Source organism: Corallococcus sp. CA054B, from assembly GCF_003611625.1.
Lineage (GTDB): Bacteria > Myxococcota > Myxococcia > Myxococcales > Myxococcaceae > Corallococcus > Corallococcus coralloides.
This window is the reverse complement of the sequence record NZ_RAVY01000077.1, coordinates 1-26849: the sequence shown is the minus strand read 5'-3', so window position 1 is coordinate 26849 and position 26849 is coordinate 1. Positions and strand designations below refer to the sequence as shown.

Annotated in this window: 23 protein-coding genes; 10 read left to right on the top strand and 13 right to left on the bottom strand. The window is 69.9% G+C overall.

Annotated elements, in window-relative coordinates; translation table 11 throughout:
* Nucleotides 1-18 precede the first annotated feature (18 nt).
* From D7V80_RS19780 to D7V80_RS19765, 4 genes are all read left to right on the top strand, one after another.
* Entirely contained in the window at nucleotides 19-303 is a 285-nt protein-coding gene (locus D7V80_RS19780; RefSeq protein ID WP_014399201.1) for a hypothetical protein, read from the top strand.
* A gap of 148 nt (nucleotides 304-451) precedes the next feature.
* Nucleotides 452-850, top strand: coding sequence for a response regulator transcription factor (locus D7V80_RS19775; RefSeq protein ID WP_120589627.1), 399 nt, complete (start codon nucleotides 452-454; stop codon nucleotides 848-850).
* 135 nt (nucleotides 851-985) lie between these two features.
* Nucleotides 986-2641: an L-glutamate gamma-semialdehyde dehydrogenase gene (gene pruA / locus D7V80_RS19770; RefSeq protein ID WP_120589626.1), complete on the top strand. Its 1656-nt coding sequence runs from the start codon at nucleotides 986-988 to the stop codon at nucleotides 2639-2641.
* Between the two features lie 4 nt (nucleotides 2642-2645).
* On the top strand, nucleotides 2646-3494 hold the full coding sequence (locus D7V80_RS19765; protein WP_120589625.1) for an aldose epimerase: 849 nt from the start codon (nucleotides 2646-2648) through the stop codon (nucleotides 3492-3494).
* A 24-nt stretch (nucleotides 3495-3518) separates the two neighbouring features.
* Here the strand turns inward: D7V80_RS19765 and D7V80_RS19760 are convergent, their stop codons facing one another.
* A complete protein-coding gene (locus D7V80_RS19760) occupies nucleotides 3519-4706 on the bottom strand; it encodes a cytochrome P450 (RefSeq protein WP_120589624.1) in 1188 nt (395 codons plus the stop codon).
* Between the two features lie 85 nt (nucleotides 4707-4791).
* Between D7V80_RS19760 and D7V80_RS19755 the strand changes: the two genes are divergently transcribed.
* Entirely contained in the window at nucleotides 4792-5742 is a 951-nt protein-coding gene (locus tag D7V80_RS19755; protein ID WP_120589623.1) for an alpha/beta hydrolase, read from the top strand.
* Nucleotides 5743-5848: 106 nt separating this feature from the next.
* Nucleotides 5849-6472, top strand: coding sequence for a glutathione S-transferase family protein (locus D7V80_RS19750; protein ID WP_120589622.1), 624 nt, complete (start codon nucleotides 5849-5851; stop codon nucleotides 6470-6472).
* A gap of 42 nt (nucleotides 6473-6514) precedes the next feature.
* On the opposite strand, the gene D7V80_RS42295 is transcribed toward D7V80_RS19750, so the two are convergent.
* The 3 genes from D7V80_RS42295 to D7V80_RS19725 all read right to left on the bottom strand — a co-directional run bounded on the left by D7V80_RS42295 (nucleotide 6515) and on the right by D7V80_RS19725 (nucleotide 10281).
* Nucleotides 6515-7159: a hypothetical protein gene (locus D7V80_RS42295; protein ID WP_233585524.1), complete on the bottom strand. Its 645-nt coding sequence runs from the start codon at nucleotides 7157-7159 to the stop codon at nucleotides 6515-6517.
* Nucleotides 7159-9156, bottom strand: coding sequence for an AHH domain-containing protein (locus tag D7V80_RS42290; RefSeq protein WP_199738758.1), 1998 nt, complete (start codon nucleotides 9154-9156; stop codon nucleotides 7159-7161). The genes D7V80_RS42295 and D7V80_RS42290 overlap by 1 nt, the downstream gene beginning before the upstream one ends.
* Nucleotides 9157-9354: 198 nt before the next feature.
* Nucleotides 9355-10281, bottom strand: a complete 927-nt coding sequence (locus D7V80_RS19725) for a S9 family peptidase (protein WP_158616669.1) — start codon at nucleotides 10279-10281, stop codon at nucleotides 9355-9357.
* Nucleotides 10282-10688: 407 nt separating this feature from the next.
* Between D7V80_RS19725 and D7V80_RS19720 the strand changes: the two genes are divergently transcribed.
* From D7V80_RS19720 to D7V80_RS19710, 3 genes are read left to right on the top strand one after another with little or no spacing between them, the layout of a single operon-like run.
* Complete coding sequence (locus D7V80_RS19720) at nucleotides 10689-11981, top strand: O-acetylhomoserine aminocarboxypropyltransferase/cysteine synthase family protein (protein WP_120589620.1); 1293 nt, start codon at nucleotides 10689-10691, stop codon at nucleotides 11979-11981.
* 4 nt (nucleotides 11982-11985) lie between these two features.
* On the top strand, nucleotides 11986-13332 hold the full coding sequence (locus D7V80_RS19715; protein ID WP_120589619.1) for an alpha/beta fold hydrolase: 1347 nt from the start codon (nucleotides 11986-11988) through the stop codon (nucleotides 13330-13332).
* Entirely contained in the window at nucleotides 13329-15842 is a 2514-nt protein-coding gene (locus tag D7V80_RS19710; protein WP_120589618.1) for a bifunctional aspartate kinase/homoserine dehydrogenase I, read from the top strand. The genes D7V80_RS19715 and D7V80_RS19710 overlap by 4 nt, the downstream gene beginning before the upstream one ends.
* Before the next feature lie 20 nt (nucleotides 15843-15862).
* Here D7V80_RS19710 and D7V80_RS19705 read toward each other — a convergent pair whose 3' ends face one another.
* From D7V80_RS19705 to D7V80_RS19675, 7 genes are all read right to left on the bottom strand, one after another.
* Entirely contained in the window at nucleotides 15863-16624 is a 762-nt protein-coding gene (locus D7V80_RS19705) for a transglycosylase SLT domain-containing protein (protein WP_120589617.1), read from the bottom strand.
* Nucleotides 16625-16666: 42 nt separating this feature from the next.
* Nucleotides 16667-17350 carry an SRPBCC domain-containing protein gene (locus tag D7V80_RS19700; protein WP_147447146.1) on the bottom strand — a complete coding sequence of 228 codons (684 nt, stop codon included), beginning with the start codon at nucleotides 17348-17350 and terminating at the stop codon, nucleotides 16667-16669.
* Nucleotides 17351-17378: 28 nt separating this feature from the next.
* Nucleotides 17379-18470: a TrkA family potassium uptake protein gene (locus D7V80_RS19695; protein ID WP_120589615.1), complete on the bottom strand. Its 1092-nt coding sequence runs from the start codon at nucleotides 18468-18470 to the stop codon at nucleotides 17379-17381.
* Nucleotides 18471-18482: 12 nt separating this feature from the next.
* The gene (locus D7V80_RS19690; protein WP_120589614.1) at nucleotides 18483-19688 is read right to left on the bottom strand and encodes a twin-arginine translocase subunit TatC; all 1206 of its coding nucleotides are present in this window, start codon (nucleotides 19686-19688) and stop codon (nucleotides 18483-18485) included.
* A 39-nt stretch (nucleotides 19689-19727) separates the two neighbouring features.
* Nucleotides 19728-20219 carry a Sec-independent protein translocase protein TatB gene (gene tatB, locus D7V80_RS19685; protein ID WP_120589613.1) on the bottom strand — a complete coding sequence of 164 codons (492 nt, stop codon included), beginning with the start codon at nucleotides 20217-20219 and terminating at the stop codon, nucleotides 19728-19730.
* Nucleotides 20220-20385: 166 nt separating this feature from the next.
* Nucleotides 20386-21687, bottom strand: a complete 1302-nt coding sequence (locus D7V80_RS19680) for an MFS transporter (RefSeq protein ID WP_120589612.1) — start codon at nucleotides 21685-21687, stop codon at nucleotides 20386-20388.
* A gap of 30 nt (nucleotides 21688-21717) precedes the next feature.
* Entirely contained in the window at nucleotides 21718-23781 is a 2064-nt protein-coding gene (locus D7V80_RS19675; protein WP_120589611.1) for a methyl-accepting chemotaxis protein, read from the bottom strand.
* 91 nt (nucleotides 23782-23872) lie between these two features.
* Between D7V80_RS19675 and D7V80_RS19670 the strand changes: the two genes are divergently transcribed.
* Nucleotides 23873-24919 (top strand): histone deacetylase, encoded by a 1047-nt coding sequence (locus tag D7V80_RS19670; protein ID WP_120589610.1) that lies wholly within the window; start codon nucleotides 23873-23875, stop codon nucleotides 24917-24919.
* Nucleotides 24920-24955: 36 nt separating this feature from the next.
* On the opposite strand, the gene D7V80_RS19665 is transcribed toward D7V80_RS19670, so the two are convergent.
* Nucleotides 24956-25579, bottom strand: coding sequence for a hypothetical protein (locus D7V80_RS19665; protein ID WP_120589609.1), 624 nt, complete (start codon nucleotides 25577-25579; stop codon nucleotides 24956-24958).
* Nucleotides 25580-25659: 80 nt separating this feature from the next.
* On the bottom strand, nucleotides 25660-26849 hold a 1190-nt coding region (locus tag D7V80_RS19660), incomplete at its 5' end, for an OprO/OprP family phosphate-selective porin (RefSeq protein ID WP_233585518.1).

Sequence of the window (26849 nt, the reverse complement as noted above, 5' to 3'; positions counted from 1 at the left end):
CCCGTCGGAGGTAACACCATGGCTTCGGACAAGGACTCCAAGAACTTCCAACCGCGCAACCGGGGACAGATGGAGGACGCGCTGGACCGCGGCGCCGCCGAGCTGGCCCGCGAGCGCTCCCAGGCCGCGGCCCGTGAGGACGAGAACCCGGGCCCGCTGAAGGAGACGCGCTGGGAGGCGGAGGTGGAGCGCGGCGCGGAATGGCAGGACGAAGAGGTGCCCGAGCGCGAGGCGCGGGGCGACGAGGAGCCGGACTCCGAGGTTTCCCGGCGTGGGCTCGTGAATCCGCCGCCCGAGGGTTGAGGGCGTTGGCGGCAAACCCGTGAGGTGGAGCCTTTCATGAATTCTTACGGGTGAAGGGGGACCTCTTGCCCGGTGCGCACGGCGGGGGGATGCTGTGCCCGCCGTTCCCCCAAGCCGTGCGCAGTTGCCTCCCGGGAGTCGATGCACCGTGAAGCCCAAGGTCCTCATCGTGGAGAACTCCTGGACCATGCGCGAGACGCTGCGGCTGCTCTTGTCGGGTGAGTTCGACTGCACGGTGGCCGCGGATGGAGAGACGGGGCTCGCGCACGCGCTGGCGCAGCCGCCGGACGTGCTCCTGTCGGACGTGAACATGGAGGGCATCGACGGCTACGAGCTGTGCCGCCGCGTTCGCGCGGAGCCCTCCCTGTCGCACCTGCCGGTGATGTTCGTCAGTGGCTACCCGCCGCGTACGGACCTGGAGCCCGGTCAGCCGCAGCCGGACGCGTACCTGGTCAAGCCGGTGAAGCCGCCGTACCTCATCGCGCAGCTGCACGCCGTGCTGCAGCGCGCGAGGGGCACGACGGCCAAGGCCGCGGGCGAGGGCTGAACCGGACGGATGCCGGACGGACGCCGGGGGCCTGGTGTCTCGGCGAGGACGCCCCACGCTTCTGTCACTGACCTGGGACACGGGGAGGGCTATACCTTGCCCGAACTTTCCTTCCTCTCGTCCCGAGGTCTCCGCGTGCTCAACGCCTTCCCCCGCGTCCCGGCTCCCAAGAACGAGCCCGTCCTCTCCTACGCTCCCGGCACCCCGGAGCGCGCGGAGCTCCAGTCCACCCTCAAGCGCATGAGCGGGGAGCGCATCGAAATCCCCGTCGTCATCGGTGGCAAGCACGTGAAGTCCGGCAAGACGGACACCGTGCGCATGCCGCACCGGCACCAGCACGTGCTGGCCACCCTGCACGAGGCCGACGCCGGCCACGTGGAGCAGGCCATCCAGAACGCCATGAGCGTGAAGGAGGACTGGGCGCGGATGCCCTTCCACGCACGCGCGGCCATCTTCCTGCGCGCCGCGGAGCTGCTCGCCACGCGCTACCGCCCGCTGCTCAACGCGTCCTCCATGGCGGGCCAGTCCAAGACGGCGCACCAGGCGGAGATCGACGCGTCGTGCGAGCTCATCGACTTCCTTCGCTACAACGTCCACTTCGCGCAGCAGATCCTCTCCATCCAGCCGGAGAACTCGCCGCAGACGTGGAACATGACGGACTACCGGCCGCTGGACGGGTTCGTCTTCGCCATCGCGCCGTTCAACTTCACCTCCATCGCGCTGAACCTCTGCCTGTCGCCCGCGCTGATGGGCAACGTGGTGCTGTGGAAGCCGTCCTCCACGCAGGCCCTGAGCGCCTGGTACAGCCTGGAGCTGATGCGCGAGGCGGGCCTGCCCGACGGCGTCATCAACATGCTGCCCGGTGACGGCCCCACGGTGGGCAACCCCGTGCTGGCGAGCCCGCACCTGGGCGGCATCCACTTCACCGGCTCCACGCCCACGTTCAACAACCTGTGGAAGACGGTGGGAGAGAACATCGGCCGCTACAAGCAGTACCCCCGGCTGGTGGGTGAGACGGGCGGCAAGGACTTCATCTTCGCGCACGCGTCCGCGGCGGATGACCTGGAGGCGCTCGCGGTCGCCATCGTGCGCGGCGGCTACGAGTACCAGGGACAGAAGTGCAGCGCGGCCAGCCGCGTCTACGTGCCGGAGTCCCTGTGGCCCAAGCTGAAGCCCCGCCTCCAGGCGCTCATCAGCGAAATCAAGATGGGCGACGTGGCGGACTTCCGGAACTTCATGGGCGCCGTCATCGACGAGCGCTCGTTCAAGAAGGTCTCTTCGTACATCGAGCTGGCGAAGTCCGGCGGTGACGCGACCATCGTCGCGGGCGGCGGCACGGACAAGAGCGAGGGCTGGTACGTGCAGCCCACGCTGGTGCAGTGCAACAGCCCGCGCCACCGCATCATGACGGAGGAGATCTTCGCGCCGCTGGTCGGCGTGTACGTCTACCCGGACGCGAAGTTCGAGGAGACGCTGAAGGAGTGCGACCAGTCCGCGGCGTACGCGCTGACGGGCGCCATCTTCGCGCGCGACCGCAAGGTCATCGAGCAGATGATGAGCGGCCTGCGCAACGCGGCGGGCAACTTCTACATCAACGACAAGCCCACGGGCGCGGTGGTGGGCCAGCAGCCCTTCGGCGGCAGCCGGGCTTCGGGCACCAACGACAAGTCCGGGTCGATGATCAACCTGTTCCGCTGGTCCAGCCCGCGCACCATCAAGGAGAACTTCGCGCCGCCCGTGAAGGTCCCCTACCCGTTCATGGACAGCGACCCGAAGGAAGGGGCCATCTAGTTCCATGAGCGGACCGTTCCCGGGCATCGCGGGGCTGGAGACGTATGCGCTGGAGGACGGCGGCTGCCGCGTGGAGGTGATTCCCACGCGCGGCGCGCTCGTCACGCGCATGGTGGTGGACGGCGAGGACGTGCTCTATCTGGACGAGAGCACCGTCGCCGACCTCACGAAGAGCGTGCGCGGGGGCATCCCCGTGCTCTTTCCCAACGCCGGTCCCCTGCCCGGGGACACGTATCCGGCGGACCGCAAGGCGTACTCGCTGCCGCAGCACGGCTTCGCGCGGAAGCTGCCGTGGACGGTGCGCCAGGCGGAGGAGTCGCTGCTGGTGCTGGGGCTCACCTCGTCGGAGGAGACGCTGCGCCAGTACCCGTGGGCCTTCGACGCGCAGCTGGCGTTCTCGCTCGCGGGCCGCAGGCTGACGCTGGACTTCGACCTGGAGAACCGGGACACGCGACCCCTGCCGCTGCACCTGGGCTACCACCCGTACTTCCGCGTGCCGCAGGCCCAGAAGGCCCAGGCGCGCGTGGAGACGGACGCCACGCACGCGTGGGACAACCGCGCGAAGCACGAGGTGCCCTTCACCGGCCTGGACCTCACGGCGCAGGAGGTGGACATGCACCTGCGTGACCACTCCGCGCCGGGCACGGTGCTGGAGCGGGGCCCAAGCCTGTCCCCCGTGAAGCTGTCGTGGAGCGAGGAGTTCCGCATGCTCGTCGTATGGACGCTCACGGGGAAGGACTTCGTCTGCGTGGAGCCGTGGACGGCCGCCGCCGGGGCGCTGGCCACCGGCGAGGGGCTGTTGCACGTGGCCCCGGGCGAGCGCGTGTCGCTCGCGTTCGACATCGAGGCGTGAAGCAGGCTCTTCGTCCCGCGCGCCTCAGGCGTGCGGGATGAGGGGCAGGCTCAGCGGGCCGCGCACGGTGAGGGAGGTGTTCCACTTCACCGGGCCCGTGGGCGTGAAGCGCGTGAAGCGGGACAAGAGCACCTCCAGCCCCACGCGCGCCTCCAGCCGGGCCAGCGGGGCGCCCAGGCAGAAGTGGATGCCGTGGCCGAAGGGCATGTTGTTCACGCCCTCGCGGTCCATGTCGAAGGTGTCCGGGTCCTTGAAGCGCTCGCCGTCGCGGCACGCGGAGCCGACCATCAGCGCCACGCGCGCGCCCTCCGGAATCGTCACGCCCGCGACCTGCGTCTCCTTCGTGGTGACGCGCACCAGGCCGTGCACGGAGGGCTCATAGCGCAGCACCTCCTCCACGAAGCGCCCCACCTGCGACGGGTTCTCACGCAGCCGGGCCACCATGTGCGGCTGCTCCATCAGCATGCGCACGCTGTGGCTGACGAGTTGCACGGTGGTCTCCAGGCCCGCCACCACCAGGAGGAACAGGAAGCTCATCACCTCCGCGTCGGAGAGCGCCTCGCCGTCCACGCGTGACTTCACCAGGTCCGACACCATGTCGTCCTGCGGATGGCGGCGGCGCTCGGCGACGACGTTGGACAGGTAGTCCTCCATCTCGCGCACGGTGGCCTTGATGGAGTCGTGCCGGTGGGTGTCCTTCTCCGTCGTGCCGGACACGCTGGACAGGTCCACCGACCAGCGCTTGTAGCGGGCCGTCATGGTGGGGTCCAAGGCGAAGAGCTCGCCAATCACGCTCGCCGGCAGCGGCATGGCGAAGGCGTCCACGAGGTCCACCTCGCGCTCCGGGGTCAGCCGCTCCGCCAGCGTCTGCGCGAAGCTCCGGATGCGCGGCTCCAGCCGGTTCACCGCCGCGGGCGTCCACGCGCGGCTCACCAGCGTGCGCAGCCGCATGTGGTGCGGCGGGTCCATGACGATCATCGACTCGGAGAACGGGTTGTGACCCAGCCACGGTGGCGCGGTGGTCGTGCGCACGCCGGCGGAGGAGAACACCTGCGGGTTCTTGAAGGCCGCGGCCACGTCCTCGAAGCGGGTGATGGCCCACAGCCCACCGGGCTCCACCTGACACACCGGCGCGGTGCGGCGCAGCTCCGCGTAGACGGGGTAGGGATTGGCCCGGACTTCCGGCGCCATCAGGTTCACGCGTCCAGTCATGAAAGAATTTCCTCTCCTGGCTGGAAATCTATACCCGGTATACTGGCTATGAACAGAGGCCTCGCCTCCCCTCCTTCGAGTCACCATGTCCCGTGTCGTCCTCGCCGCCGTCCTCGCCCTGGGTCTGTCCGCGTGCTCCGACGACCCTGGCGAAGTCATTCCGGACTCCGGCACGAACCCCACCACCGATGCCGGCACCGACGTCGACGCGGGCACGGACGCCGGAACGGATGTGGACGCGGGGACGGACGCGGGCCCGGGCAGTTCGGGCGGCTCCGGGAAGCTCGGGTGCAGCCGGACGGGCACGGTGAACACGGATGCGGGCACGCTGACGTACTGCGTGGCGCAGGTGGGCGCGACGGAGGTGAAGTACATCGAGCCGAAGCAGGGCATCGTGCCCGAGCCCATGCGGCTGGCCATCTACCTGCATGGCGATGGCGCGTCCGTGTACAACGGCAACAACCCGCGCTCGCTGTTCACGCACGGCGGTTGGACGTACGGGCACAACACGCTCTACGTGACGGCGCTGGCGCCCAACAAGTGCGCGTGGTGGGTGAGGCCGGAGTACACGACCTGCTCGCCGGACGGTGCACCGCTGTCGGAGCGCGACCTGGAGGGAAAGAACGCGGCGGAGCTGGTGTCGCTCATCGAGGCCCTGCGCAAGGGCTGGAACATCCAGGACGGGCCCATCCTCTTCGGCGGCTCTTCGGGCGGCTCCATCCAGCTGACGTCCAGCTTCCTGCCTCGTTACGGCGACCGCTACCCGGGCATCTACGCGCTGAGCTGCGGCGGTGAGAAGCCGTGGTCGGGCCAGATGGACTGGGACGCGACCAACGCGGCGCTGCGCGGCGGCACGAAGTTCTACTTCACCTACGGCGACCAGGATTACCTCCTCCAGGACATCCAGGCGGCGGAGGCGTACCTCGGCGGGCTCGGGTTCCCGGTGAACGACAAGGTCATCCCGGGCGCGCAGCACTGCGCGTTCGACCAGGTGGGCCGCGTCTCGGAAGTGTGGAACGAGGCCACCGCGCAGTAACCGCGGTCCCCTGCTCCGCTTCTCGCGGTGATTCCATCGCAAGGAGCGGAGTGCGCGGGGGAAGTGAAGTCCGTAGCGTCGCGCGCATCCTCTTTCCGGAGCCTGGATGCGCCTCTACGACTATCTGCCTTCCGCGAATGGCTACAAGGTCCGCACGCTGCTGAAGCAGCTGGGGCTCGCGTACGAGCTGGTGCCGGTGGACATCTTCGCGGGGGAGAGCCACACGGCGGACTTCCACGCGAAGAACCCGGACGGCCGCATCCCCGTGCTGGAGCCGGAGCCGGGGCGCTTCCTCGCGGAGTCCAACGCCATCCTGTTGTTCCTGGCGGAGGGCACGCGCTTCTTGCCCGAGGACCGCTTCGCTCGCGCGCAGGTGCACCAGTGGATGTTCTTCGAACAGAACGCGGTGGAGCCGAACCTCGGCACCGCGCGCTTCTGGTTGCTCACGGGTCGGCAGCCGCCGGAGTCCGACGTCCTCCGCAACCGCGTGCAGAACGGTGAGCGCGCATTGGCCGCGATGGAGCGTCACCAGGGCCGGCACCCGTTCCTGGTGGAGGACCGCTACACCGTCGCGGACGTCTGCCTCTACGCGTACGTGCACCTGGCACCGGAGGCGGGCGTGGACCCGGCGCCCTACCCGTCCGTGCGTGCGTGGCTGGAGCGCGTGAAGGCCCAGCCCGGATTCCTGGGCCCCCTGCCGCCCTACTCCGCGAACGCGCGCGTGCGCTGACGCGGATTACTCCTACTCAGCGGCCACGGCCTTGCCCAGTGCTCACGGTTGTGGGCGCCACCACAGGCCCTTCAGCCCCGCCTGCTCACACGCCTGCCGCGCTTCCTCGGTGTAGCAGTAAAAGACCAACTCGGGGACGGAGAACACGGGCGGGAAACCTCCTGGCGGAGGGCGGAGCACGAGCGGCTCGGCTTCCTCCTGACCCAGGAACTCTTCGCCGCATTGGTCGAAGGGCACGCCCTTCACGAGGGTGCGCTCCCGGTCGAGACAATCGGTCCGCTCCAGCAACTGGAGGATGACGAAGTCCTCGTTCTTCAGCGCTGGGTCCGTCACCGAATACCAGGTTCGCTTCCGCGGGTACCCTTTGCGCACGAGGTGCTCGATGCGTTCCGAGTAGATGACCGTGGGAATGAGGCGATGGGGGAACGGGCCCACCGCTTCGAGCACACGCACCATGCGTCGGGAGATCAGCAACCATCCCATGGGCGCGGTGAACAGGTGGTCGAGCCGGGCGGCGCTCTCCAGGTTGCCGACGAACTCGAAGACCCTGGGCACGTCCTGCTGGCGCTGATAGTCGATGCCAGGATCGAAGAACGACACGTCCTCAAAACCTTCGAACTCAATGAGCTTGGCGTCATGGACACCTTCCTCCTCGATGTGGGAGGTGTCAGCCGTCAATGCATACATCATACGGTATGTGACTCCTCGGGGGAGGACAGCTCCAGCAAGGCCAGCTTCTTACCCGTGAGCACCCTACCGCCGCGTTCCTCTTGGATCACCTTGATGACCGGCTCCTTCAGGCTCCCTGATTGAATGGCCTGGCGAAGCTCGTTCTCGACCTTGAGGATCGCGTCCTCGATGGCCTGCGGCGTCCAACTGGAGGACGGTCCCTTCGTGCGCAGCATATTCGAGGCAGCCTCAAGCCGGGTCTCCACGAATGTGCTGTAGCGTGGGTGGCTGCCCGAGTGGATGAGCTGGCCCTCCACGTTGATCCCGGAGTGCATGTCGAGGATGTTCGAGCCCCGGTCAATCGTGTAGCCCTTGATCCTCTCCATGGCCATGCGGATCAGCGGGTGGGTCTGGGCAACCACGTCGGGGACGAGGTGGTGCATGGGATGCCCCGCGGAGATCCGGACCTCCGCCGCTGCCCGCGCCGCCGGGCCCTGGGTCTTCTCCACCCAGTCCAGGTAGTTCTTCCGGTAGCGGGTGAAGACACTCAGGCGGGACGTGCCCTTGCCGGCCTTGAGCACCACCAATCCCTCTTCGGTCACTGTGAGCGCCCCATACTCGTCGCCCAGGGCCTTCCCGTCCGGACGGCGCAGCCGATACGGCTGGGAGTCCGAACTCAACTTCTCCAGGCGGTAGCCCGCCGCCTGGAGCTCCCGCTTGAACGCGTTGAACTCCGGCGTTCCCTCCTGCGGGATGCGTCGTCCGACGAAGTCCTTGAGCTTCTCCCAGTTGGGGAGCTTCTCCAGCAGCTTCTCCAACTCGGCGTCGCTGAGCGTGCGCTCGGTCAGGGTGGGCTCGGAGTCCGGCTTGGACGTCCCGCCCTCCTCGACGGCCTTTGACAGCAACGGTGCGCCGGAGCCCCAGGGATTGAAGGGCAGCGAGACAGACGGAGCGGCGGTGATGGAGCCCGGCTGGAACACGGGGACGCCCGCGTAGGCACCGCCGGGGCCCGCCGCCGCCATCATGTAGATGCGGGGTGGGGTAATCCTCACGGACGTCATCAGCTTGAGCCCACGTCCCGCGTTGGTCTTCACACCTATCAGCGCCAGCGCCGCCATCGCGATGCTCACCAGCATCCGGAGGAAGGACTTGCTGGCCTCCTTCAGCTTCTCTGGTGAGCCATTGGCCTCCCAGGCCTGGGTGAGCCACAGCTGCGCGTGCTTCAGGGCCTCTCCTCCGGCCTCGATGAGGCCATGGGCTCCGAACGCCGCCAGGCCCAGCTGGATGAGCGCCGCAGCGAGCTGTCCTACGCCGGTGGGCGTCGCCGCGAGGAAGGTGGACAGCGCCTCCGCGGCGATGAAGCCCACCACCATCGCCGAAATCTCCAGCCAGTTGTCCAGGATGGCCTTGCCGTACTGACCGGTGACCTCTGCGAAGTACCGGTCCGCCTGCCTCACGGAAGTGAGGACGTCCTCCAGATGCCGGGCAGCCTTGCGCGCCTGGGCCATCGCCTCGTGGGTGATGGAGCCGCTCAACACGATTCCCTGGAGCTGGTTGGCGAAGGCAATGCTCACCAGCCAGATGCGCTCGCCCGCGACCAGCCGCACGTCACCGTCGATGCGCTGGACCCCCTTGCGGCCACTCTTCACGTTCACGTGATGAATGACGTTCTCGTAGAAGCGCAGGTCCCGCCCGGGCTGGATGGCCTGCCGGTAGATGCGCGCGGCGATGGGCTCCAGGCGGTCCCCTGGACGGACCGGATAGAGCGTCGCCGCGGGCTCCGGCAGCTGAGTCGTGATGCGCAAGGTCTGCACATAGCCTTGCAGCAGGTATCCCCCCACCACGGTGGAGACGTAGGACCAGCCAGGTGCCTGGGCATGGTCCCGGATGACGCTCACCCGCGTGCCCGGAGGCAGGGGCGCCGGAGTCAGACAGGTGGAGCCCTTCAGCTCCGCGGGGAGCGTCCGCAGGTTGGCGCCATCACCCTGGTCGATGAACCCGAACTGAATCGTCATGTCCCCTCCCTGCGCGGGAGTGAGAGGATTCAGCCATCCGGGCTGGGACTGAAGGACCGGCCGGATGGGGATGACAATGACTTACAGCCGCTGTGCGGCGGGTAACCACGTACCGGCGGAAGCTGCCTGAAGGCCCAGCCCGGCTTCCTGGGCCCCCTGCCGCCCTACTCCGCGAACGCTCGCGTGCGCTGACGCGGACTACTCCTGCTCAGCGGCGACAACCTCGCGGACCTCCGCGTCCGTGAGTCGCACCGTGGGCGCGTCCGCTTTCGCTTCCATGAGCCGCTTCGCCAGCAGCTCCGTCACGGGCGCGAGCACGCTGAAGTGCGTGGCCCCAGGTACCGCGAGGAATGACAGCGGTGCGCTTTTCGCCGCCACGCGCAGCTCTTCGAAGGCGCCCATGTTGCCCTGGTCCGAGCCCTCGATGACCTGCGTGGGCACGCGCAGGTGCTCCACGTAGCTCACCGGGTTGCGCATCCACAGCTCCGGTCCCCGGGCCTGCCCCAACAGCGGGACATAGTGGCCATAGCCGGAGACGTCTGCCACCGGGCCGAATGCGTAGGCGCCCTTCAGACGCGGTGACAGCACCGCCGCCATCAACGCCATCGTGCCGCCCGTGCTGTGCCCCGCGACGTAGATGCGCGCGGGGTCCACGTCCGGACGCTTCGCCACGAAGTCGATGGCGGCGACCACGTCATCCACCTCGCCCAGGAAATACTCACTCGCCCCCGGGTTGTCGTCCGACCCGCGCAGCGAGGGCAGCATCAACACCAGCCCGGCCTCACGGAAGGCCCGCGCGCTCTGATCATTGCTCCGCGGTGAAGGCGCCCAGGCGAAGTCGTCGAGCCCCCAGTTGAAGCCGCCGTGGATCCACACCACCGCCGGCCGCTTCGCGCCCTCGCGCACGGGCGTGACGTAGGCCGCGTTGCTGCCCAGCGGCGCGAGATAACGCACCAACTCGAAGAGTTCCTTCGGCGGCGTGGGCGCGGGAGCGCGCTGCGCGGGCTCCACCTTCAGCTGCGTGCGGAAGCTCTTTCGAAGATTCACGGACGTGGGCGGCGCGGGCTTGGAGCACGCGGCGAGGAACAGACAGGCCAACAGGAGGACAGGGCGGAAGGACATCATTCTGGGAATACGCGGTGAGTCGGTGTCACGGGTCCGCGACACGTGTGGCGATGTTCTGGAGGGTGGCTTGACAGCTCGCGACATCGCGTCTACTTCTTCTCGCAGAATGTTCGTCACCTCCGCCATGTGCATGTGTTCGATGCCTGTTCCGGGTGGGCCCAAGCCCGCCGCGGCCGGCTGACGCACAGCCTGCCCCTGGCGAGCCAACCGGAGCCCACCCACCCGCGAGGGTCGGTGGGCTTCGTCGTTCCGGGCCTCCGCTCTCGCACCCCTGCCGAAGAGCGTCGCAGCGCCCACCGAGTCCTGAAGCCCTCCCCGCCGCCCGCAGTGCCCTGACGTCCCCACCACCCGTCCGCCTTCACGCACGCGCGTTCCTTCCGGAGCGACGCGAACAGGAGTCCCTTGCCATGAGCACGCCCAACAACGAACGCCCGCTGCACCCCGACACGCTCGCGCTGCACGCCGGCTATTCGCCCGACCCCACCACGGGCGCTCGCGCGGTGCCCATCTACCAGACGACCAGCTACCGCTTCCGCGACGCGGACCACGCCGCCGCGCTCTTCGGCCTCAAGGAGTTCGGCAACATCTACACGCGCATCACGAACCCCACGACGGACGTCTTCGAGAAGCGCATCGCCGCGCTCGAAGGCGGCGTGGGCGCGCTCGCGGTCGCGTCCGGACAAGCCGCGCAGACGCTGGGCATCCTCAACATCCTCAAGACGGGGGATGAAATCGTCTCCGGCGCCAGCCTCTACGGCGGCACGTACAACCTCTTCAAGGTGACGCTCGCGCGCCTGGGCATCACCACGAAGTTCGTGGACGCGAGCAACCCGGACGCGTTCCGTCAGGCCATTGGCCCGAAGACGAAGGCGCTCTACCTGGAGTCCCTGGGCAACCCGCGCCTGGACGTGCCGGACTTCGACGCCATTGGCGCCGTGGCGCGCGAAGCGGGCCTGCCCCTCTTCGTGGACAACACCGCGCTGTCCCCCGCCCTCTTCAACCCGCTGCGCCACGGCGCGCACATCGTGCTGCACAGCGCGACGAAGTACATCGGCGGCCACGGCACCTCCATTGGCGGCGTCATCGTGGACGGCGGCAACTTCCCCTGGGAGAACGGCAGGTTCCCGGAGCTGACCGAGCCCAACCCCGGCTACCACGGCCTGCGCCTGCGCGAGGCCTTCGGGCCCGCGGCCTTCATCCTCAAGGCCCGCCTGGAGGGCCTGCGCGACATCGGCCCCGCGCTCAGCCCCTTCAACGCGCACGCGTTCATCCTGGGACTGGAGACGCTGCGGCTGCGGCTGGAGCGCCACTCGCAGAACGCGCTCGCGGTGGCCAGGTGGCTCAAGCAGCACAAGAAGGTGGAGTGGGTGCGCTACCCGGGCCTGGAGGACGACCCCTCGTTCCTCAACGCGAAGAAGTACCTGCACGGCGGCTTCGGCGGGCTCGTCACCTTCGGCGTGAAGGGCGGCCTGTCCGCCGGGCGCAAGGTGATTGACGGCGTGAAGCTGTGGAGCCTGCTCGCGAACATCGGCGACACGCGCTCGCTCATCATCCACCCCGCGTCCACCACGCACGAACAGCTCACTCCGGCGGAGCGCGCCAGCACGGGCGTCACCGACGACCTGGTGCGCCTGTCCGTGGGCATTGAGCACCTGGACGACATCGTGGCCGATCTGGATCAGGCCCTGAACGCGGTCTGACGCCATGCGACCCGTGAGGCCTGGCCAGGAAGTCCCCCCACGCGCGGAGACCCCGCGCATCTTCGATTTGTCGCTGCCGGACCTGCCGCTGGAGGCCGGCGCCCGCGTGGCGCCCCACCTCGTGCGCGGCTGGTGGTGGGGGCCCCCGGAGGACCTCGCGTGGTTGCAGTCCCGTGCGCACGTGCATTCGAAGGAAGCGACGCGCGAAGGCCGGCTGCGCGTGGTGCGGAGGAGCGCCTCCGAGCTGCGCGACGCAGCTTCCGAGCTGCGCGACGCGCGCCGCATCGGCCTCCGCCGCACGCCGGATCCGGTGCCCACCGTGCTGCTGGTGCACGCGCTCACCGGGGACATGAACGCCGGAGGAGAAGGCGGCTGGTGGGCGCCCGTCATCGGGCATGGCCGGCCGCTGGACCCTTCGCGCATGCGGCTCTTGTGCTTCAACAACCTGGGCTCCTGCTACGGCACCTCCGGCCCCGCGGACGAAGGCTTCCCTCTGCGCACCGACGACACGCGCTTCGGCCCGGCGCCGGTGCTGCCCAAGGGCGACCTGCGCCTGGATGAGCGCAGCCTGCCCGCGACCCTCACGCCGTGGGACCAGGCGCGCTCCATCCTCGCGGCGCTGGACGCGCTGGGCGTGGACGAGGTGGCGCTCGTCACCGGGGGTTCGCTGGGCGGCATGGTGGTGTTGTGCCTGGCGGCGCTCGCACCGGAGCGCTTCCAGCGCATGGCGCCCATCGCGACGGCGGAGGCCGCGTCCGCGTGGGTGGTGGGCTGGAACCACGTGGCCCGGCAGGCCGTCCTGCTGGACCCCGAGTACCCCGAATCCCCCCGGCGAGGCCTGGAGCTGGCGCGACAGCTGGCGACGCTCACCTATCGCGCGGAGGCCGGACTGGAGGCGCTCCAGCCGCGTCCGCAGGCCTGGTCGTCACGCGCGTTGTACCCGGTGGAGAGCTACCTGGAGCACCAGGGCGCGAAGCTGGAGGCGCGCTTCGACGCGCGGGCCTACCTGGCGCTGCTGGGCGCCATGGACCATCACGACCTCACGCGCGTGCCCACGCCGAACGGCGGGCCCGGCGTGGACCGCATCCGCGCGAGCACGCTCACCGTCGGCATCGACCGGGACGCGCTCTTTCCGCCCGAGCACATGAAGAACCTGTCCCGCCGCCTGCGCGCGCAGGGACTGCATGCCGAGTACGCGGCCCTGTGCAGCGTGCACGGCCACGACGGCTTCCTCATCGAATGGGACGCGCTCGCGCCCCTGCTGGTCCGCGCGCTGGCCCTGCCTCCGGGCGTGGGCCGTGACGCCCGCCTTTCCTCCACTGCCGGCGTCCGCGCCCGGAAGACCTCATGACCGCCCCTGTGAGCATCACCCGTTACGCTCCGTTCCTGCTCGACACGGCCCAGGGACTCGCGTCCGTGGCCACGCACCTGTCGCGCCGCGACGCGGGCAGCACGCGCGCCGCCATCGTGTCCTCCCCGCCCTGGCTCGCCGCGGGGCTGGAGTCCGCGCTGTCCATCGCGTTGAAGGGCAACTCCACGCTGGCCCGGCAGGAGCTGGACGGCCTGCTCGCGCGGGGCCTGTTGATGCTGGAGGAGGCCGAGCGCCGGCTGGGCGCGCCCCCGGGCTCCACGTCGGTGGAGGCGGACGGCTCGCGCACGCTGGCATCGCTGCTGGAGCCCGCGCGCCGCGCGCTGGATGGCGCGAGCCTGGTGCGCGAGCGGCGGCCCGCGCTGGAGGACGTGGTGCGCGGCACCGGCGAGCGGTTGACGGCGGCGCTGCTGGCGAAGCTGCTGGGTGCGCGCGGCGTGCCGTCGCTGGAGGTGGACGCGGCGGACTGGACGGTGACGGAGGGTGAGCCCGGACAGGCGCGCGTGAACCGCGAGCACACCCGCGCCCGGGTGGCCACGCTGCGGCCTTCGTGGGAGGGGCGGCTGACGTTGCACGCGGGTGGCCGGGGGACGGCGCAGGATGGCCGCTCCACGACGCTGGGCGTGGAGGGCGCGGACGAGACGGCGGCGGTGCTGTCCGTGCTGCTGGGCACGCCGCTGACGCTGTGGACGGACGTGCCCGGGGTGATGACGGCGGATCCGCTGCACGTGGCGGATGCGCGGCCGGTGCCGCACCTGAGCTACACGGAGGCGCTGGAGCTGGTGTACCTGGGCCTGCCCACGCTGCACCCGCGCGCGCTGTCCACGCTGCGTGACGCGGACATCCCGCTGCGCGTGCGCCACCTGCAACAGCCCGACGAGCCCGGAACGCTCATCGACGTGCGCGGCGCGGGTAACGGCACCGTGCCCACGTGCGTGGTGTCCCTGGAGGACCTGGCGCTGCTGGGCCTGGAGGGCGGCACGGAGGAGGCGGCGCGGCCGGTGGGGCCTCGCGCGTTGCAGGCGCTGGAGGCCGCGGGCATCGACGCGTGGATGGCGGCGCAGTCGTCGCCGGGGCGCTCGGTGGCGGTGGTGCTGCGACAGGCGCACGCGGCCCGCGCGGAGGAGGTGCTGCGGCGGGAGCTGGCGCCAGAGCTGGAGCGAGGCGCATTGCAGCCGCCGCAGGTGCGCGCGCCGGTGACGCAGGTGGCGCTGGTGGCGGAGGCCATGGGCCAGGGCGCCAACGTGGCGGGACGGCTGTTCCAACCGCTGGGCGCGCTGGGCGTCAACGTGCGCGCCATCGCGCAGACGGCGAGCGCTCGCTCCATCTCGTTCATCGTGGATGGAGCGGAGACGGCGCTGACGGTGCGCACGGTGCACGCGGCCTTCCACTTCGCGCATGAAGAGGTGAGCCTGCTGGTGCTGGGCCATGGCGTGGTGGGCAGCCAGCTGCTGGAGCAGCTGCGCACGTTGCAGGAGACGCTCGCGCAGGGGCACGGCATCCAGCTCAATCTGGTGGGGCTCGCGGACAGCCGGCGAGTGCTCTTCTCGCCGGAGGGCATCCCGCTGAAGCAGTGGCGCGAGCGCATCCAATCCGTGCCCGAGGGCGCGTCACCGCCCGTGGTGCGCGCGCTGCTGGAGCCGCTGCGCCGGTTGCCCGTGCCGGTGCTGGTGGACTGCACGGCGGCGGAGGGCATGGAGGAGCTGTACCTGGAAGCGTTCCGCAGCGGCATCCACGTGGTGGCGGCGAACAAGAAGCCGCTGACCCAGCCGCTCGAGGTCTGGGAGCGGCTGCGGAGCACCGCGCACCTGAACCACCGCGCGTACCACTACGAGACGACGGTGGGCGCGGGGCTGCCGGTCATCCAGACGCTGAAGGACCTGGTGCGCACGGGAGACCGGGTGCACGGCGTGGAGGGTTCGTTCTCCGGGACGCTCGGCTACTTGAGCCAGCAGTTGATGGACGGCGTGCCGCTGTCGAAGGCGGTGCGCACCGCGCGCGAGAAGGGCTTCACGGAGCCGCACCCGCGCGAGGACCTGGCGGGCACGGACGCCGCGCGCAAGGCGCTCATCCTCGCGCGTGAGCAGGGCCTGGACCTGTCGCTGGAGGACGTGGAGGTGGAGCCGTTCGTGCCGCGCGAGTACCTGGAGGAGGCGGACGTGGAGCGCTTCCTCGCGGGGCTGGAGAAGCTGGACCGGACGTTCACCTCGCGCATCGAGGGACTGCGCGCGGAGGGCAAGATGCTGCGCTACCTGGCGCGCATCGACCCGGCGGCGAAGGACGGGCCGGTGCTGCGGGTGGGGCCGGTGGCGGTGCCGAAGGAGCATCCCGCGACGCGGCTGCGCGGCTCGGAGGCGTTCGTGGCCTTCTCCACGGAGCGCTACGCGGACTACCCGCTGCTGGTCCAGGGCGCGGGGGCAGGCGGCCCTGTCACGGCGGCGGGCGTCCTCGCGGACATCCTGAAGATCGCCCAGAACCTGCGGGGGCGCTGAGCCCGGGCTCGGCGGCCGGCTCAGTAGCCGACGTAGCCGCTGCCGCTGTTCATCGCCTGGATGCCCGGCGTGTTGGACACGGAGCCGTAGCGGTCCACCGCGTAGCGCACGGCGGCGATGATGTTGTCCACCGGGTTGCGGATGTTGTCGTGACCCGGGAGCTTGAACGCGTCGAACGTCGGCTGGATGGTCTGCATCAGGCCGATGGAGGGGTGGCCATCCTTGGCGTTCTGGTCCCAGAGGTTGATGGCGTTCGGGTTCCCGCTGGACTTGTGCTGGATGATCTTCGCGATGTCTTGCGGGTTCATCTTGTCCACCGGGACGCCGTTGGCCTTGAGGATGTCCATGGCCTGCTTGATCCAATCGCCCACCTCGCCCTTCGGGATGTCACCCGCGGCGCCAGCCGACTGAGCGGAGCCGGCCTGGAACGAGTCACCCGCGCCAGGCGCACCGCCCTTGCTGGACGCAGCGGACACGCACGACGGAGCCTGGGCGCCACCCGCGCTGCCCGCGGAGGCAGCGGCGCCGCCCATCTGGGTCTGGAGCAGCTGGACGAGCTGCTGCAGCTGCTTCGCCACGTCCTCGAGCCCCTCCGCGAACTGCTTCCACTGCGCGCCCTTCGCGGGGCCCGCGCTGAAGCCGTCCTGCTGGAACGAGGACACCGAGCCCGCGCCCGGCTTCGGGCAGTGGGCGCCCTGCACGCGACCACCGGACACGGCGGCGAGGTCCTGCGAGGGGATGCGGAAGGAAGCGAGGCGGGCGGAACCGGGGGCGGGGACCATGGGGATTTCCTCGAGAGCTTGAGTACGTCTGACGAGGAGCACCTACAGCAGGGGACATGCCAACCCATGGGCTGACACCTGCTCGAGGCCAAGTGCTTGATGTCCTTGGAAACGCGCGAGGCGCGGTGGAACGGACCGGGCCTCGTCCCTGGTGACTGGAGTCACCGCTCGCGAACAGCGGTCACCAGCCGCGCTGCGCCCTACTTCGTGCGCCGGGCCTTCTTCGCGGCCGGAGCCTTCTTCTTCACCGGCGCGGCCTTCTTCACGGCCCGGGGCTGCTTCGTGGCCGCGGTCTTCTTCGTGCCCTTCGCGGGTCACCTCCACGGTCCGTCCGGAGAACGCATTCCAGCTCTCCAGTGCACGCGTCCAGCGCGCCAGCGTCTTCTCACGCGCATCCGCGTCCGGCAGCCCTTCCGCGTGCAGCGCCACGGTGACGCCATGCACCGACGGCAACACGCGAAGCTGCACGGTGCGCGCACGGGGCCAGTCGTCACGCTCCAAACGCAGGCGCAGCTGCTTGGGCGGGACCTGACGCACCACCGTGATGCGCGTCCCATCCGCGAGCGCGACCTGCTCGCCCTCCGTCAGCGCCTGGGCGCAGGCCCCCACCCACCGGACCAGCCCCGACGCCTCGCCCCACGCGGCCCAGGCCATCTCCGAGCCCACCGCGAAGGAGCGCCGCACCCCTGCCTGATAGCTGCCATCCGAAGTCCGACCTGTCGGCATGGACGCCCCTGGATACTGGGTGCTGAGCTCACCCCGTGGGGCGGTAGCCCGGCATGAGGAAGTTGTCGTGGTCCGCGTACGCCGGCGCGTCCGCCTCACCGGTGAAGGCGCGCAGGGTGCAGTACTCCGGATAGGACGCCTGGACGGTGATCTGGTCCCCCACCTGGAGGACCACGTCGCCGTTCGGGTGCAGCGTCTCCTCTTCGCCCCGGATGAGCGACAGGGCCAGCCCACCGAAGCGGTCGCGCACCTGGGAGATGTTCATCCCCGGCAGCCCTTCGCGCACCACGAACAGCGACACCACCATCAGGTGCTTGCCGATGCGGAACGAGTGGACGAGCCGTGGATCCAACGCCGCCAGCGCCATGGCGGGCGCGGCCAGCGAGGAGCTGGACAGGGCCTCCGCCTTGAACGTGTCGCGCACCTTCGCACCCAGGTCGTCGTCGAACAGGCGGATGACCACGCGGATGCCGGGGTTCAGCCGCCGCGCGTCCAGCGCGATGTTCAGGTTCGCCAGGTCGTCGTCCGTGGCGCAGACGATGGCGGACGCCTTCTTCACGTGCGTGCGCGGCAGGCACAGCGGGCTGCGCGTGTCGTCGATGAGCAGCGGGATGTTCTCGTCGCGCAGCGCGGACACGAACGTCGCGTCCTCGCGCTTCTCCACCACGACGACGTCCTTGCCCATCTCCCGCAGCTGCGTCACCACGCGGTAGCCCACGCGTCCCGCGCCGCACACCACGACGTGGCCCTTCATCGTTTCGGACACCACGGAGACCCACTCCTTGTCGTTCTTGTGCCGCGCGAAGAAGAGGTACGCGAAGCGCACCACGCCATCCACCACCAGCGCGATGCTGACCGGCGGGATGAGGATGTTGAGCGACTCCACGAACCAGTCGGCCACGTAGGGCAGCGACGGCTGGCCGAAGAGCAGGAAGTAGACGTGGTGCAGCGCCTCTCCGTAGGAGATGCGGCCCCCGTCCGGCCCCACGTAGCGCCAGTGGTACAAGGCCGGCCCCACCCCGAAGATGACCGCCGCGAGCAGCAACGTGCTGCGGAACCTCCGCGACAGCGCGCGCAGGTACCGCAGGTCCATCATCAGGCGCGCGGCAGGGCTCTTCATGCGCGCGGGAGTCTACGCCGCCGGGGTGATGTCCGTGGAGGCTTCCGCCTTCGCACGGCGCTTCTCGATGAGCCACACCGCCAGCACGCCCAGCTCGTAGCAGAGCAGCATGGGGCCGGCCATGAGCGACAGGTTCACCACGTCACCCGTGGGCGTCAGGATCGCCGCCGCGATGAGGCACACCACGAACGCGTGGCGCTGGTAGCGGATGAGGAAGCTCGACTGCACCACCCCGACGATGCCCAACAGCGCCATCACCAGCGGCAGCTCGAAGATGACGCCGAAGGCGAGGATGAGCAGCAGCACCAGCGACAGCTGCTCGTTCATGGTCAGCATGGGCCGCGTCCAGCGCGCGGCCTCCGCTTCGGCGTGCCCCCGGGCCAGCTCCTTCTGCAGCCGCCACAGGCCGGACATCTCCTCGGCGCGCGTGGGCGCCACGCCCGCGAGCAGGCTGGCCGCCTGGTCCATGGCGGCCTCCGACGCGACGTAGTCCTGCTTGCCGAAGGCCGTCACCGCCTCCACGCGCTTCTCCACCGCCTGGCGCAGCACGCCGCGCGCGGGGACCCCCAGCCCGTCCGCCGCAGCGTCCAGCAGGTCGCCCAGGCCCTTGAGGCGCGCGGTGAGCTCCACGCTCTTCGCGGACGCCACCTCCGGGTCCTTCACCTGGCCTTCACCGGCGGCCGTCAGCGCGGCGCTGGTCTCCTTGGCCACGTGGCCGGCGCGCTCCACTTCTCCAATGCGCAGGAAGCGCAGCGCGTCCTCGCCGCCCATGCGCGCGGTGTCCAGGCGCTGCTCCAGGGCGAGCGTCTCCTCCTCGTTGAGGAGGAACTTGAACATGGAGGGCAGCACCAGGAAGTAGCAGAACAGCGCGCCCACGATGAACGCGACGGAGCCCAGCACCACGAAGGGCGACGCGTACTTGCGCTCCTCCGGGTAGAGCCCCGGCGCCACGAAGCCCCAGATCTGCCAGAGGATGACGGGCGTGGTGAGGAAGATGCCGCAGTACACGCCCACCTTCATCAGCACGTTGATTTCTTCGATGCCGGATGTGTAGACGAGCGAGCGCCCTTCCGGGGGCAGCGCGTCCAGCACCGGCCGCATCAACACGCCGAAGATGGGCTTGGCGAAGATGAGCGACACGGCGCCCAGCACGAGCACCGCGAGCGAACACTTCACGAGCCGCGTGCGCAGCTCCGTGAGGTGCTCCGCCAGGCTCATCCGGAAATCCGACAGGTCAACCCCTTGGCGATTCAGGGCTCAGCTCCGTTTCGGCGCGTTACGCGCCACCGTGCCCGGGATGGGGGCGAGTTGCGGAAGGCCGTTCTCGTCCTGCGCCGGCGCCGCACCCGGCTGCGCCGCGGCCTGCGGGTCCGCGGCGGGAGCAGCGTCCACGGCCCCGGCGGCCTCGGCGGGCACGGGCACGCTGGCGGGGTCCACCGTCGCGGCGAGCTCGGGGGCGGGCTCGGCGAGCACGTTGGCGGGGGCGGCGCCCGGGATGGAGGACGGGGCGAGCTCCGGCGGCGGGGACGGCACGCGCGTGCCCGGGCGCGTCGGGGGCATGCGGTTGAAGTCCTCGTCCATGGCGTAGAACTCGCGCTCCACCACGTTGCGCACGTCGTCCGTCTGCCGGCGGAACTCGCGCATGAACTTGCCGATGGCCCGCGCCAGCTCAGGCAGCCGCTGGGGGCCGAGCACGATCAGCGCGGCCACCAGGATGAACACCATTTCGCCTGCGCCGATGTTGAACATGGGTGGTTGTCATCCCCTTGGAGGGAACGTCCCGGGGTTATCGCGCCCACAGGCGGCCCGCGCAACCGTCAGCGACCGTCCAGCGTCCGTCTGGCCTCGTGTCCGGGAGGCGGGCGGCCGGGCTCCCCGCCCCGCTCCCATGCTCCCCCTGGGGCACATTGCCCCATCAGCCGTGGGAGTGGGCCTCCGGTGAGAGCGGCGCGGCCATCCCCTGCGCCGGGGGCACCGCCAGGGCCCGGGCCTGTTCACGCGAGCGGACCCGCCCCTCCACCACCCGCAACATGACGGGCACCCCCACCGCCAGCCCGATGGACACCCAGGCGATGGTGTCCATGCCGCCGAGCGTCCCGTCCGGCAGGTCCACCAGCAGGCGCGCCGACAGGAAGGCCCCCAGCGCGGAGGCCATGTGCTGGGTGGCGGACTGCAGCGACATGAAGCGGGCGCGCACCGGGTTGTCCGACACGCGCGAGGTGAGCGTGTTGTACGCCACGTTGCGCACGCCCATGGCCAGCATGAAGACCATGAACAGCACGGGGATGGGCAGCCACGCGGGGTAGTGGACGAAGCCCACGTACGTGGTGAGGGCCGCCAGCACCACGCCCACCGTGCCGACGCGGAAGGAGCCGAAGCGGTCCACCAGCGGCCCCGTCAGCCGCAGCGTGAAGAAGCTCACGATGCCGCCCGCGGCGTAGAGGATCCACAGGTTCTCGCGCGGGTAGCCCAGGTTCTGCTGGAGGTAGGCGGAGATGTTGGGGATGACGATGAAGCCGCTCATCATCACCAGCGCCGTCATCAGGTAGGACAGCTGCACGTCGGTGTTGCCCAGAAGCTCCGCCACGCCCGGGGCACGGGCCGCGCTGCCGCCGGGATTGAGGTGCCCGCGCACGGGAGGCAAGAGCCACAGCGCGGCCAGCACCAGCACCAGCCCCAGCGCCGCCACCACGAAGAAGGGCGTCCGCCAGTTGCCCAGCTCCGCGACCTTCAGGGCCAGGGGCACGCCCAATACGGAGGCCACGGAGAAGGCCGCCATCACCGCGCCCAGCGCCCGGCCCCGGCGCTCCACCGGGATGAGGTCCGCGATGATGGACAGGGACAGCGCCGTCGCCGGTCCTCCGAAGAGCCCCGCGCACACCCGCGCCAGGAGCAGCGTGGACAGCCCCACCGCGAGTCCCCCCGCCGCGGTGGCCGCGACGAGCCCCAGCATGCACACGGCCAGCGCCTTGCGCCGGTCGAAGCGGTCCAGGAAGTAGCCGCCCAGGAGCCCCGCCACGCTCGCGGCGGCGGTGTAGCTGCCGCCAATGGTCCCGATGTGCGAGGACTCGATGCCCAGCCCCTTCGCGAAGTCCGGGCCCAGCGGCATCACCATCACGAAGTCGAGGATGTTGACGAACTGCACCGCGCCGATGAGCAGCACCACGGCGCGCTCGGAGACGGAACGGGGGGTGGCGGACTCGGACGACTCGGGCATGGAGGCCTTCAGCGGGGAACGGCTGGTGCGTCAGACGCGGAAGCGGCGCACCTCGGCGCGGAGGATTTCGGCCTGGCGCGTGAGGTTGTCGATGGCCTCTTCCAGCTGGCGCACCGAGCGCGTCTGGTGCTCGGACACGCCCTTGATGGTCTCCACGGCCTTGAGCACCTGCTCGCTGCCCTTGGTCTGCTCCTTCTGGGCGCGGTTCAGGTGGGTGACCATCTCGTTGATGCTCTCGATGGAGCGGGTGATCTGCTTGCTGCCGTGCGCCTGCTCCTGGCTGGAGCGCTGCACGTGCTGGGTGAGCGTCTTCATCCGCTCCGCGCTCTTCATGATCTGCTCGCCGCCCCGGGCCTGCTCGTTGGAGGCCTGGGAGATCATCGACACGGTGGCGGAGATGCGGTGGATGGCGGCCGTCACCTGCTTGCTGCCGCGCGCCTGCTCCACCGTGGCGCGGGCAATGGCCTTCACCATCTGCGTGGACTTCTGGGTGCTGTCGTTGATCTTCCGGAGGGCGCCTTCCGCCTCGCGGCCCAGCTGCACGCCCTCCTCCACGCTCTTGACGCCCTGGTTCATCACCACCACGGCGTTGCGGCTCTCCTCCTGCACGCCGCGGATGAGCTCGGCGATCTCCTTGGTGGACGCGCCGGTGCGCTCGGCCAGGTCCTTGATCTCCTCCGCCACCACCGCGAAGCCCTTGCCGTGCTCTCCCGCCTGCGCGGCGATGATGGCGGCGTTGAGGGCCAGCAGGTTCGTCTGCTCCGCCACGTCGTCGATGACGTTGAGGATGTTGCCAATCTCGCTGATGCGCCGGCCCAGGCTGTCGATGACGCCCGCGGCGGTGCGGCTGGTGTCCTTGATGCGGTCGATGCCGGAGAGCGTCTTGCGCAGGGCCTCCACGCCCGTCTGCGCGTCCTCGAAGACCTGCTCGGACAGGCGGGCCGTCTCGTTGGCGTTGGCGTCGACCTGACCGATGGCGGCGTCCATCTCACTGATGGCGGAGGAGGTGTCCTCCGTGGACGCGGAGAGGTCCTCGATGTTCTTGGCCACCTCCTTGATGGAGTACGTCATCTGCTCGATGGCGCTGGTGGTCTCCTCCACGCTGGCGGCCATGGCCTGGACGTTCTCCGCCACCTCGTCGTTGGTGGCGGCCATCTCCATGATGGAGGAGCTGCTCTCCTCCGCGCTCTGGTAGAGGACCTCCACGTTCTCCGCGATGCCGCGCAAGCTGGCCATCATCTCCACCATGGAGGAGGACGTCTCCTCCACGCGCGACTGCACGGTGCCCGCGCCGGAGGACACGGTAGTGCCGGTGCGGTGGATCTGCTCGATGACGCCGGCCACCACGTCGGACACGCCGCGCACGCGGCCCAGCGTGTCGCGCCAGGACTGGGCCATGCGGTTGAGGGCCTCCGCCAGCTGGCCCAGCTCGTCCCTGTTGTTGCGCACCTCCGCGCGGCCGGTGAGGTCCGCCTCCGCCAGCTTGCGCGCCATGGACATCATCGCGTCCAGCGGGTGGAGGATGAACGCGCGCGAGATGAGGAACGCCACCAGGAGGAAGAGCACCAGGCCCACGAGGAAGGCCAGCAGCACCGTGTGGCGCAGGGCGGTGAGCACTCCCTCCAGCCGGGCCCCATCCACCACCACCACGACTTCGCCGGGCACGCCGCCCGCGAGCGTCAACGGGTCGGAGACCGCCCAGGCGTCGTTCTCAAAGGACAGCTGCTCCAGCGGCGGCAGGGGGCGCAGCTGGAGGCGGTCCTCCAGTCCCTTCGTGAACCAGGCGGGCGGCGGCGAGGGGAAGGTGGCGCGGGGCACGCCCTGGGCGTCCAGCACCGCCACGACGCTGAAGTCGTCATCCAGGCGGTAGAGCCCTTCCAGGTTGGGCACCGGCTGGGTGCCCGACTGCCTGTCGACCAGGGCAATGACCTCCTTGGCCTTGTTATGGGCGTGCAGCGCCAGGCGCTCCCTCAGGTGGTTGCCCACCTGGCGGGGAACGACGAAGTAGAGCGTCCCCAGGATGACGGCCAGCGCGAGGCCGAACGAACCCAGGAGGATGCCCCGGAGACCGGGTTTCTTGAGGCGACGTGGCAAGGCCCGCGCACTGTAGGGAGGGTGGCCCGTCCAGGGCAAGGAACGGACTTCCCCGCCTGCCAGGGACGGACGCTGGGTTCCCGGGAGCAGGATGCGTAAGGTCCAGGGGATGACCGCGACGCTGCTGCTCACCGATCCGCTCTTCCTCCAGCACGACGCCGGCGAGGGCCACCCCGAGTCGCCCGCCCGCTTGCGGCGCATCCTCCAGATGCTGGCGCGCAACCCCATCGCGGGCACGGTGATGACCCATCCCCGCTCCGCCACGGACGCGGAGCTCCTCGCGGTGCACACCCCGGCGCACCTGGACGCGATGGAGAAGCTGGGCGGCCGCTTCGAGCGCATCGACGAGGACACGGCGGTGTCGCCGGACAGCATCGACGCGGCAAGGTTGGCGGCGGGCGCGGCGGTGCAGGCCGTGGAGGCGGTGATGGCGGGAACGGCGAGCAACGCGTTCGCGCTGGTGCGTCCGCCCGGCCACCACGCGGAGCCGGACCGGGCGATGGGCTTCTGCCTCTACAACAACGTCGCCATCGCGGCGGAGGCAGGGCGGCGGCTGGGAGCCGAGCGCGTGCTGGTGCTGGATTGGGACGTGCACCACGGCAACGGCACGCAGGCGGCGTTCTGGGGGCGCAGGGACGTGCTCTACCAGTCGGTGCACCAGTTCCCCTACTACCCGGGCAGCGGCGCGGCGCCGGAGGTGGGGCGCGGAGAGGGCGAGGGCTTCACGGTCAACTGCGGCCTGCCGGGCGGCAACACGGACGCGGACTACGGGATGATCTTCGAGGAGCTGCTGCTCCCGGTGGCGCAGGCGTACCGGCCGGACCTGGTGCTGGTGTCCGCGGGGTTCGACCCGCACCGCGCGGATCCGATTGGCGGCATGGACATCACCGAGCGCGGCTTCGCGGCGATGTGCACCGCCGTGCGCAAGCTGGCGGAGGAGGTCTCCGGCGGCAAGCTGGCGCTGGTGCTGGAGGGGGGCTATTCGCTGGAGGGGCTGTCGAACTCCGTGCACGCGTGCATCGAGGTGCTCGCGGGGCGCGATGACAGCTTCGCGCCCGGCAACGTGAACGCGGACGCGAGGGCGGCGCTGGCCACGAGCCGTGAGGCGCTCAAGCCGTACTGGGCCAGCGTGCGCTGAAGACCGCTGGCGCAGGGAATGCGCGACGCGGCGTCTTCACCCGCCGGACTGACGGCCTTCAATCGCGCACAGGAGCACCGCGGCGGCGATGCCCAGACGCCGGTCCAGCCGGCGCTGCGTGTCCACGGAGAAGTCCAGGTCGATCTTCTGGATGAACGGGTTGAAGTGCTGCTTGAAGCTGAACACCTGCTCGCCGCTCAGGGTCCCGGTGAAGGTCTGCGGGATGAGGTTGGTGAGGAAGCGCCGCACGAGCGCCAGCAGCATGCTGTCCTCCTCCACCTTGCCCACCTCCTGCCCGTCCGCGTCCAGGATGAGCCAGGTGTCTCGCAGGATGGAGCTCAGGGCCTTGCGGCGCAGCGCGCCCACGCGCTCTCCGGTCGCCGCGTCGGTGACGTCGTAGGTGGCGCCGAAGTCCAGGATGCCGCGGGCCTGGATGGTGATGAGCTCCTCCTGCATGTCCTCGCCGCTGTAGACGCGCAGGTCCTCCTTCAGCTTGAAGGCCTTCATCTTCGAGTAGAAGGCGACGTTACCCGCCGCGTCGTAGATGTGGAACGCGCCGCCGAAGATCTTGAAGAACTTCCGGCGGAGCATGTAGTGGGTCTGGCCGAAGCGCCCGGAGGCAAGCTCACTCCGGGGACGGGTCTGGAGGGCGGAGGACATGACTCCCTCCCTAGCGCGAAGCGGCGCGCGGAGCCAGGGACCTGGGAAATGCCCTGCTCCCGAGGCGGACGGGGCCGCGGTCAGAACGCCAGGTTGAGTTGGAGCGTCACCAGGTTGGACGAGCCCGGTTGGCGGGCCAACTGCACCGCTCCCTGCTGCGCGGGGTCCGGAGCATCCTGATGCGAGAACTCGTAGCGCAGCTTGAAGGCCAGGAACGGCGCGTCCACGAACCACGCGAGCTGCCCCTCCACGATGTAGAGCGTGTCATTGGGCAGGTCCAGGCTTGCGTTCAGCCAGGACAGCCGCACCCCCGCGTCCAGCACCTTCTTGTAGAAGACCCAGTCCGCCTGTCCCCACGCCCCCACGCTGGTGTAGTTCGGCCCCGCGGGGTCCTCCGGCTGGGTGCGCTCCAGCCAGCCCTCCGCGTAGAAGGTGAAGCGCTGGGCCTGGAGCATGAAGTCCACACCGCCGGTGACGAACTTGCGCAGGCCCTCGTCGGTGACGTCGAACCCGCCCGTCTCCACGTTGAAGTTCTCGTCGCGCCGCTCCACCTTGCCGCCCGCGCCCTGCACCGTGAAGGACACGCGGAAGGGCGAGCCCTTGTCATCCGACATGATGTAGGGCAGCTCGCCGTAGCCCATGGGGCCCATGGGGCTCACCGTGAGCCGCACGTTGGACACCCACCGGCCGGGGTCGGACGTGATGGAGCGCAGGGGCGAGCCGCCGAAGATGCCCGCGTAGTACTCCAGCGTCTTCGTGGTCCCCATCAACGTGATGCCCTTGTCGCGGCCGGTCCAGAAGTAGTTCGCCACCGCGGCGAACTCCGGAAAGAGGATCTGCTGCGGCCCCCAGGATTCGTGCCGGCTGATGGGCGTGTAGTACTGACCGGCCCTCACCCCCAGGGCCTTCCAGGGCTGCAGGTCCACGAACGAGTCCAGCAGGTACGGCGCCCCTGGCGACGCCAGCTCCAGCGACGTCCAGAAGGAGATCCACGGCCGGAACATGTTGCCGTAGAGGCGCGGACGCAGGAACGGGAACGCCGTGCGGGCCTTGGACTGGCCGTCGTCCCACACGGGCTCCAGCTTGTAGCCGCTCTGGAGGCCCACCCCCAGCTTGTAGTTCCCGTCCTCCGACGTGACGGCGAAGCCCTTGTCCCTGGGGGGCGTCTCCACCTTCGGAGGCCCGCCGCCGTCCTTCGCCGGCTCCCCGGCCTCCGCGCCCAGCGCCGCGAGCACGCCCAGAATCCCCGCCCTGTCCCTTATACACATCT

Coding starts and splice junctions, on each gene's coding strand:
- D7V80_RS19780 (WP_014399201.1), top strand. CDS start 19: ATGGCTTCGGACAAGGACTCCAAGAACTTCCAACCGCGCAACCGGGGA.
- D7V80_RS19765 (WP_120589625.1), top strand. CDS start 2,646: ATGAGCGGACCGTTCCCGGGCATCGCGGGGCTGGAGACGTATGCGCTG.
- D7V80_RS19760 (WP_120589624.1), bottom strand. CDS start 4,706: ATGACTGGACGCGTGAACCTGATGGCGCCGGAAGTCCGGGCCAATCCC.
- D7V80_RS19755 (WP_120589623.1), top strand. CDS start 4,792: ATGTCCCGTGTCGTCCTCGCCGCCGTCCTCGCCCTGGGTCTGTCCGCG.
- D7V80_RS19750 (WP_120589622.1), top strand. CDS start 5,849: ATGCGCCTCTACGACTATCTGCCTTCCGCGAATGGCTACAAGGTCCGC.
- D7V80_RS42295 (WP_233585524.1), bottom strand. CDS start 7,159: ATGTATGCATTGACGGCTGACACCTCCCACATCGAGGAGGAAGGTGTC.
- D7V80_RS42290 (WP_199738758.1), bottom strand. CDS start 9,156: ATGACGATTCAGTTCGGGTTCATCGACCAGGGTGATGGCGCCAACCTG.
- D7V80_RS19725 (WP_158616669.1), bottom strand. CDS start 10,281: ATGATGTCCTTCCGCCCTGTCCTCCTGTTGGCCTGTCTGTTCCTCGCC.
- D7V80_RS19720 (WP_120589620.1), top strand. CDS start 10,689: ATGAGCACGCCCAACAACGAACGCCCGCTGCACCCCGACACGCTCGCG.
- D7V80_RS19715 (WP_120589619.1), top strand. CDS start 11,986: ATGCGACCCGTGAGGCCTGGCCAGGAAGTCCCCCCACGCGCGGAGACC.
- D7V80_RS19710 (WP_120589618.1), top strand. CDS start 13,329: ATGACCGCCCCTGTGAGCATCACCCGTTACGCTCCGTTCCTGCTCGAC.
- D7V80_RS19705 (WP_120589617.1), bottom strand. CDS start 16,624: ATGGTCCCCGCCCCCGGTTCCGCCCGCCTCGCTTCCTTCCGCATCCCC.
- D7V80_RS19700 (WP_147447146.1), bottom strand. CDS start 17,350: ATGCCGACAGGTCGGACTTCGGATGGCAGCTATCAGGCAGGGGTGCGG.
- D7V80_RS19695 (WP_120589615.1), bottom strand. CDS start 18,470: ATGAAGAGCCCTGCCGCGCGCCTGATGATGGACCTGCGGTACCTGCGC.
- D7V80_RS19690 (WP_120589614.1), bottom strand. CDS start 19,688: ATGAGCCTGGCGGAGCACCTCACGGAGCTGCGCACGCGGCTCGTGAAG.
- tatB (WP_120589613.1), bottom strand. CDS start 20,219: ATGTTCAACATCGGCGCAGGCGAAATGGTGTTCATCCTGGTGGCCGCG.
- D7V80_RS19680 (WP_120589612.1), bottom strand. CDS start 21,687: ATGCCCGAGTCGTCCGAGTCCGCCACCCCCCGTTCCGTCTCCGAGCGC.
- D7V80_RS19670 (WP_120589610.1), top strand. CDS start 23,873: ATGCGTAAGGTCCAGGGGATGACCGCGACGCTGCTGCTCACCGATCCG.
- D7V80_RS19665 (WP_120589609.1), bottom strand. CDS start 25,579: ATGTCCTCCGCCCTCCAGACCCGTCCCCGGAGTGAGCTTGCCTCCGGG.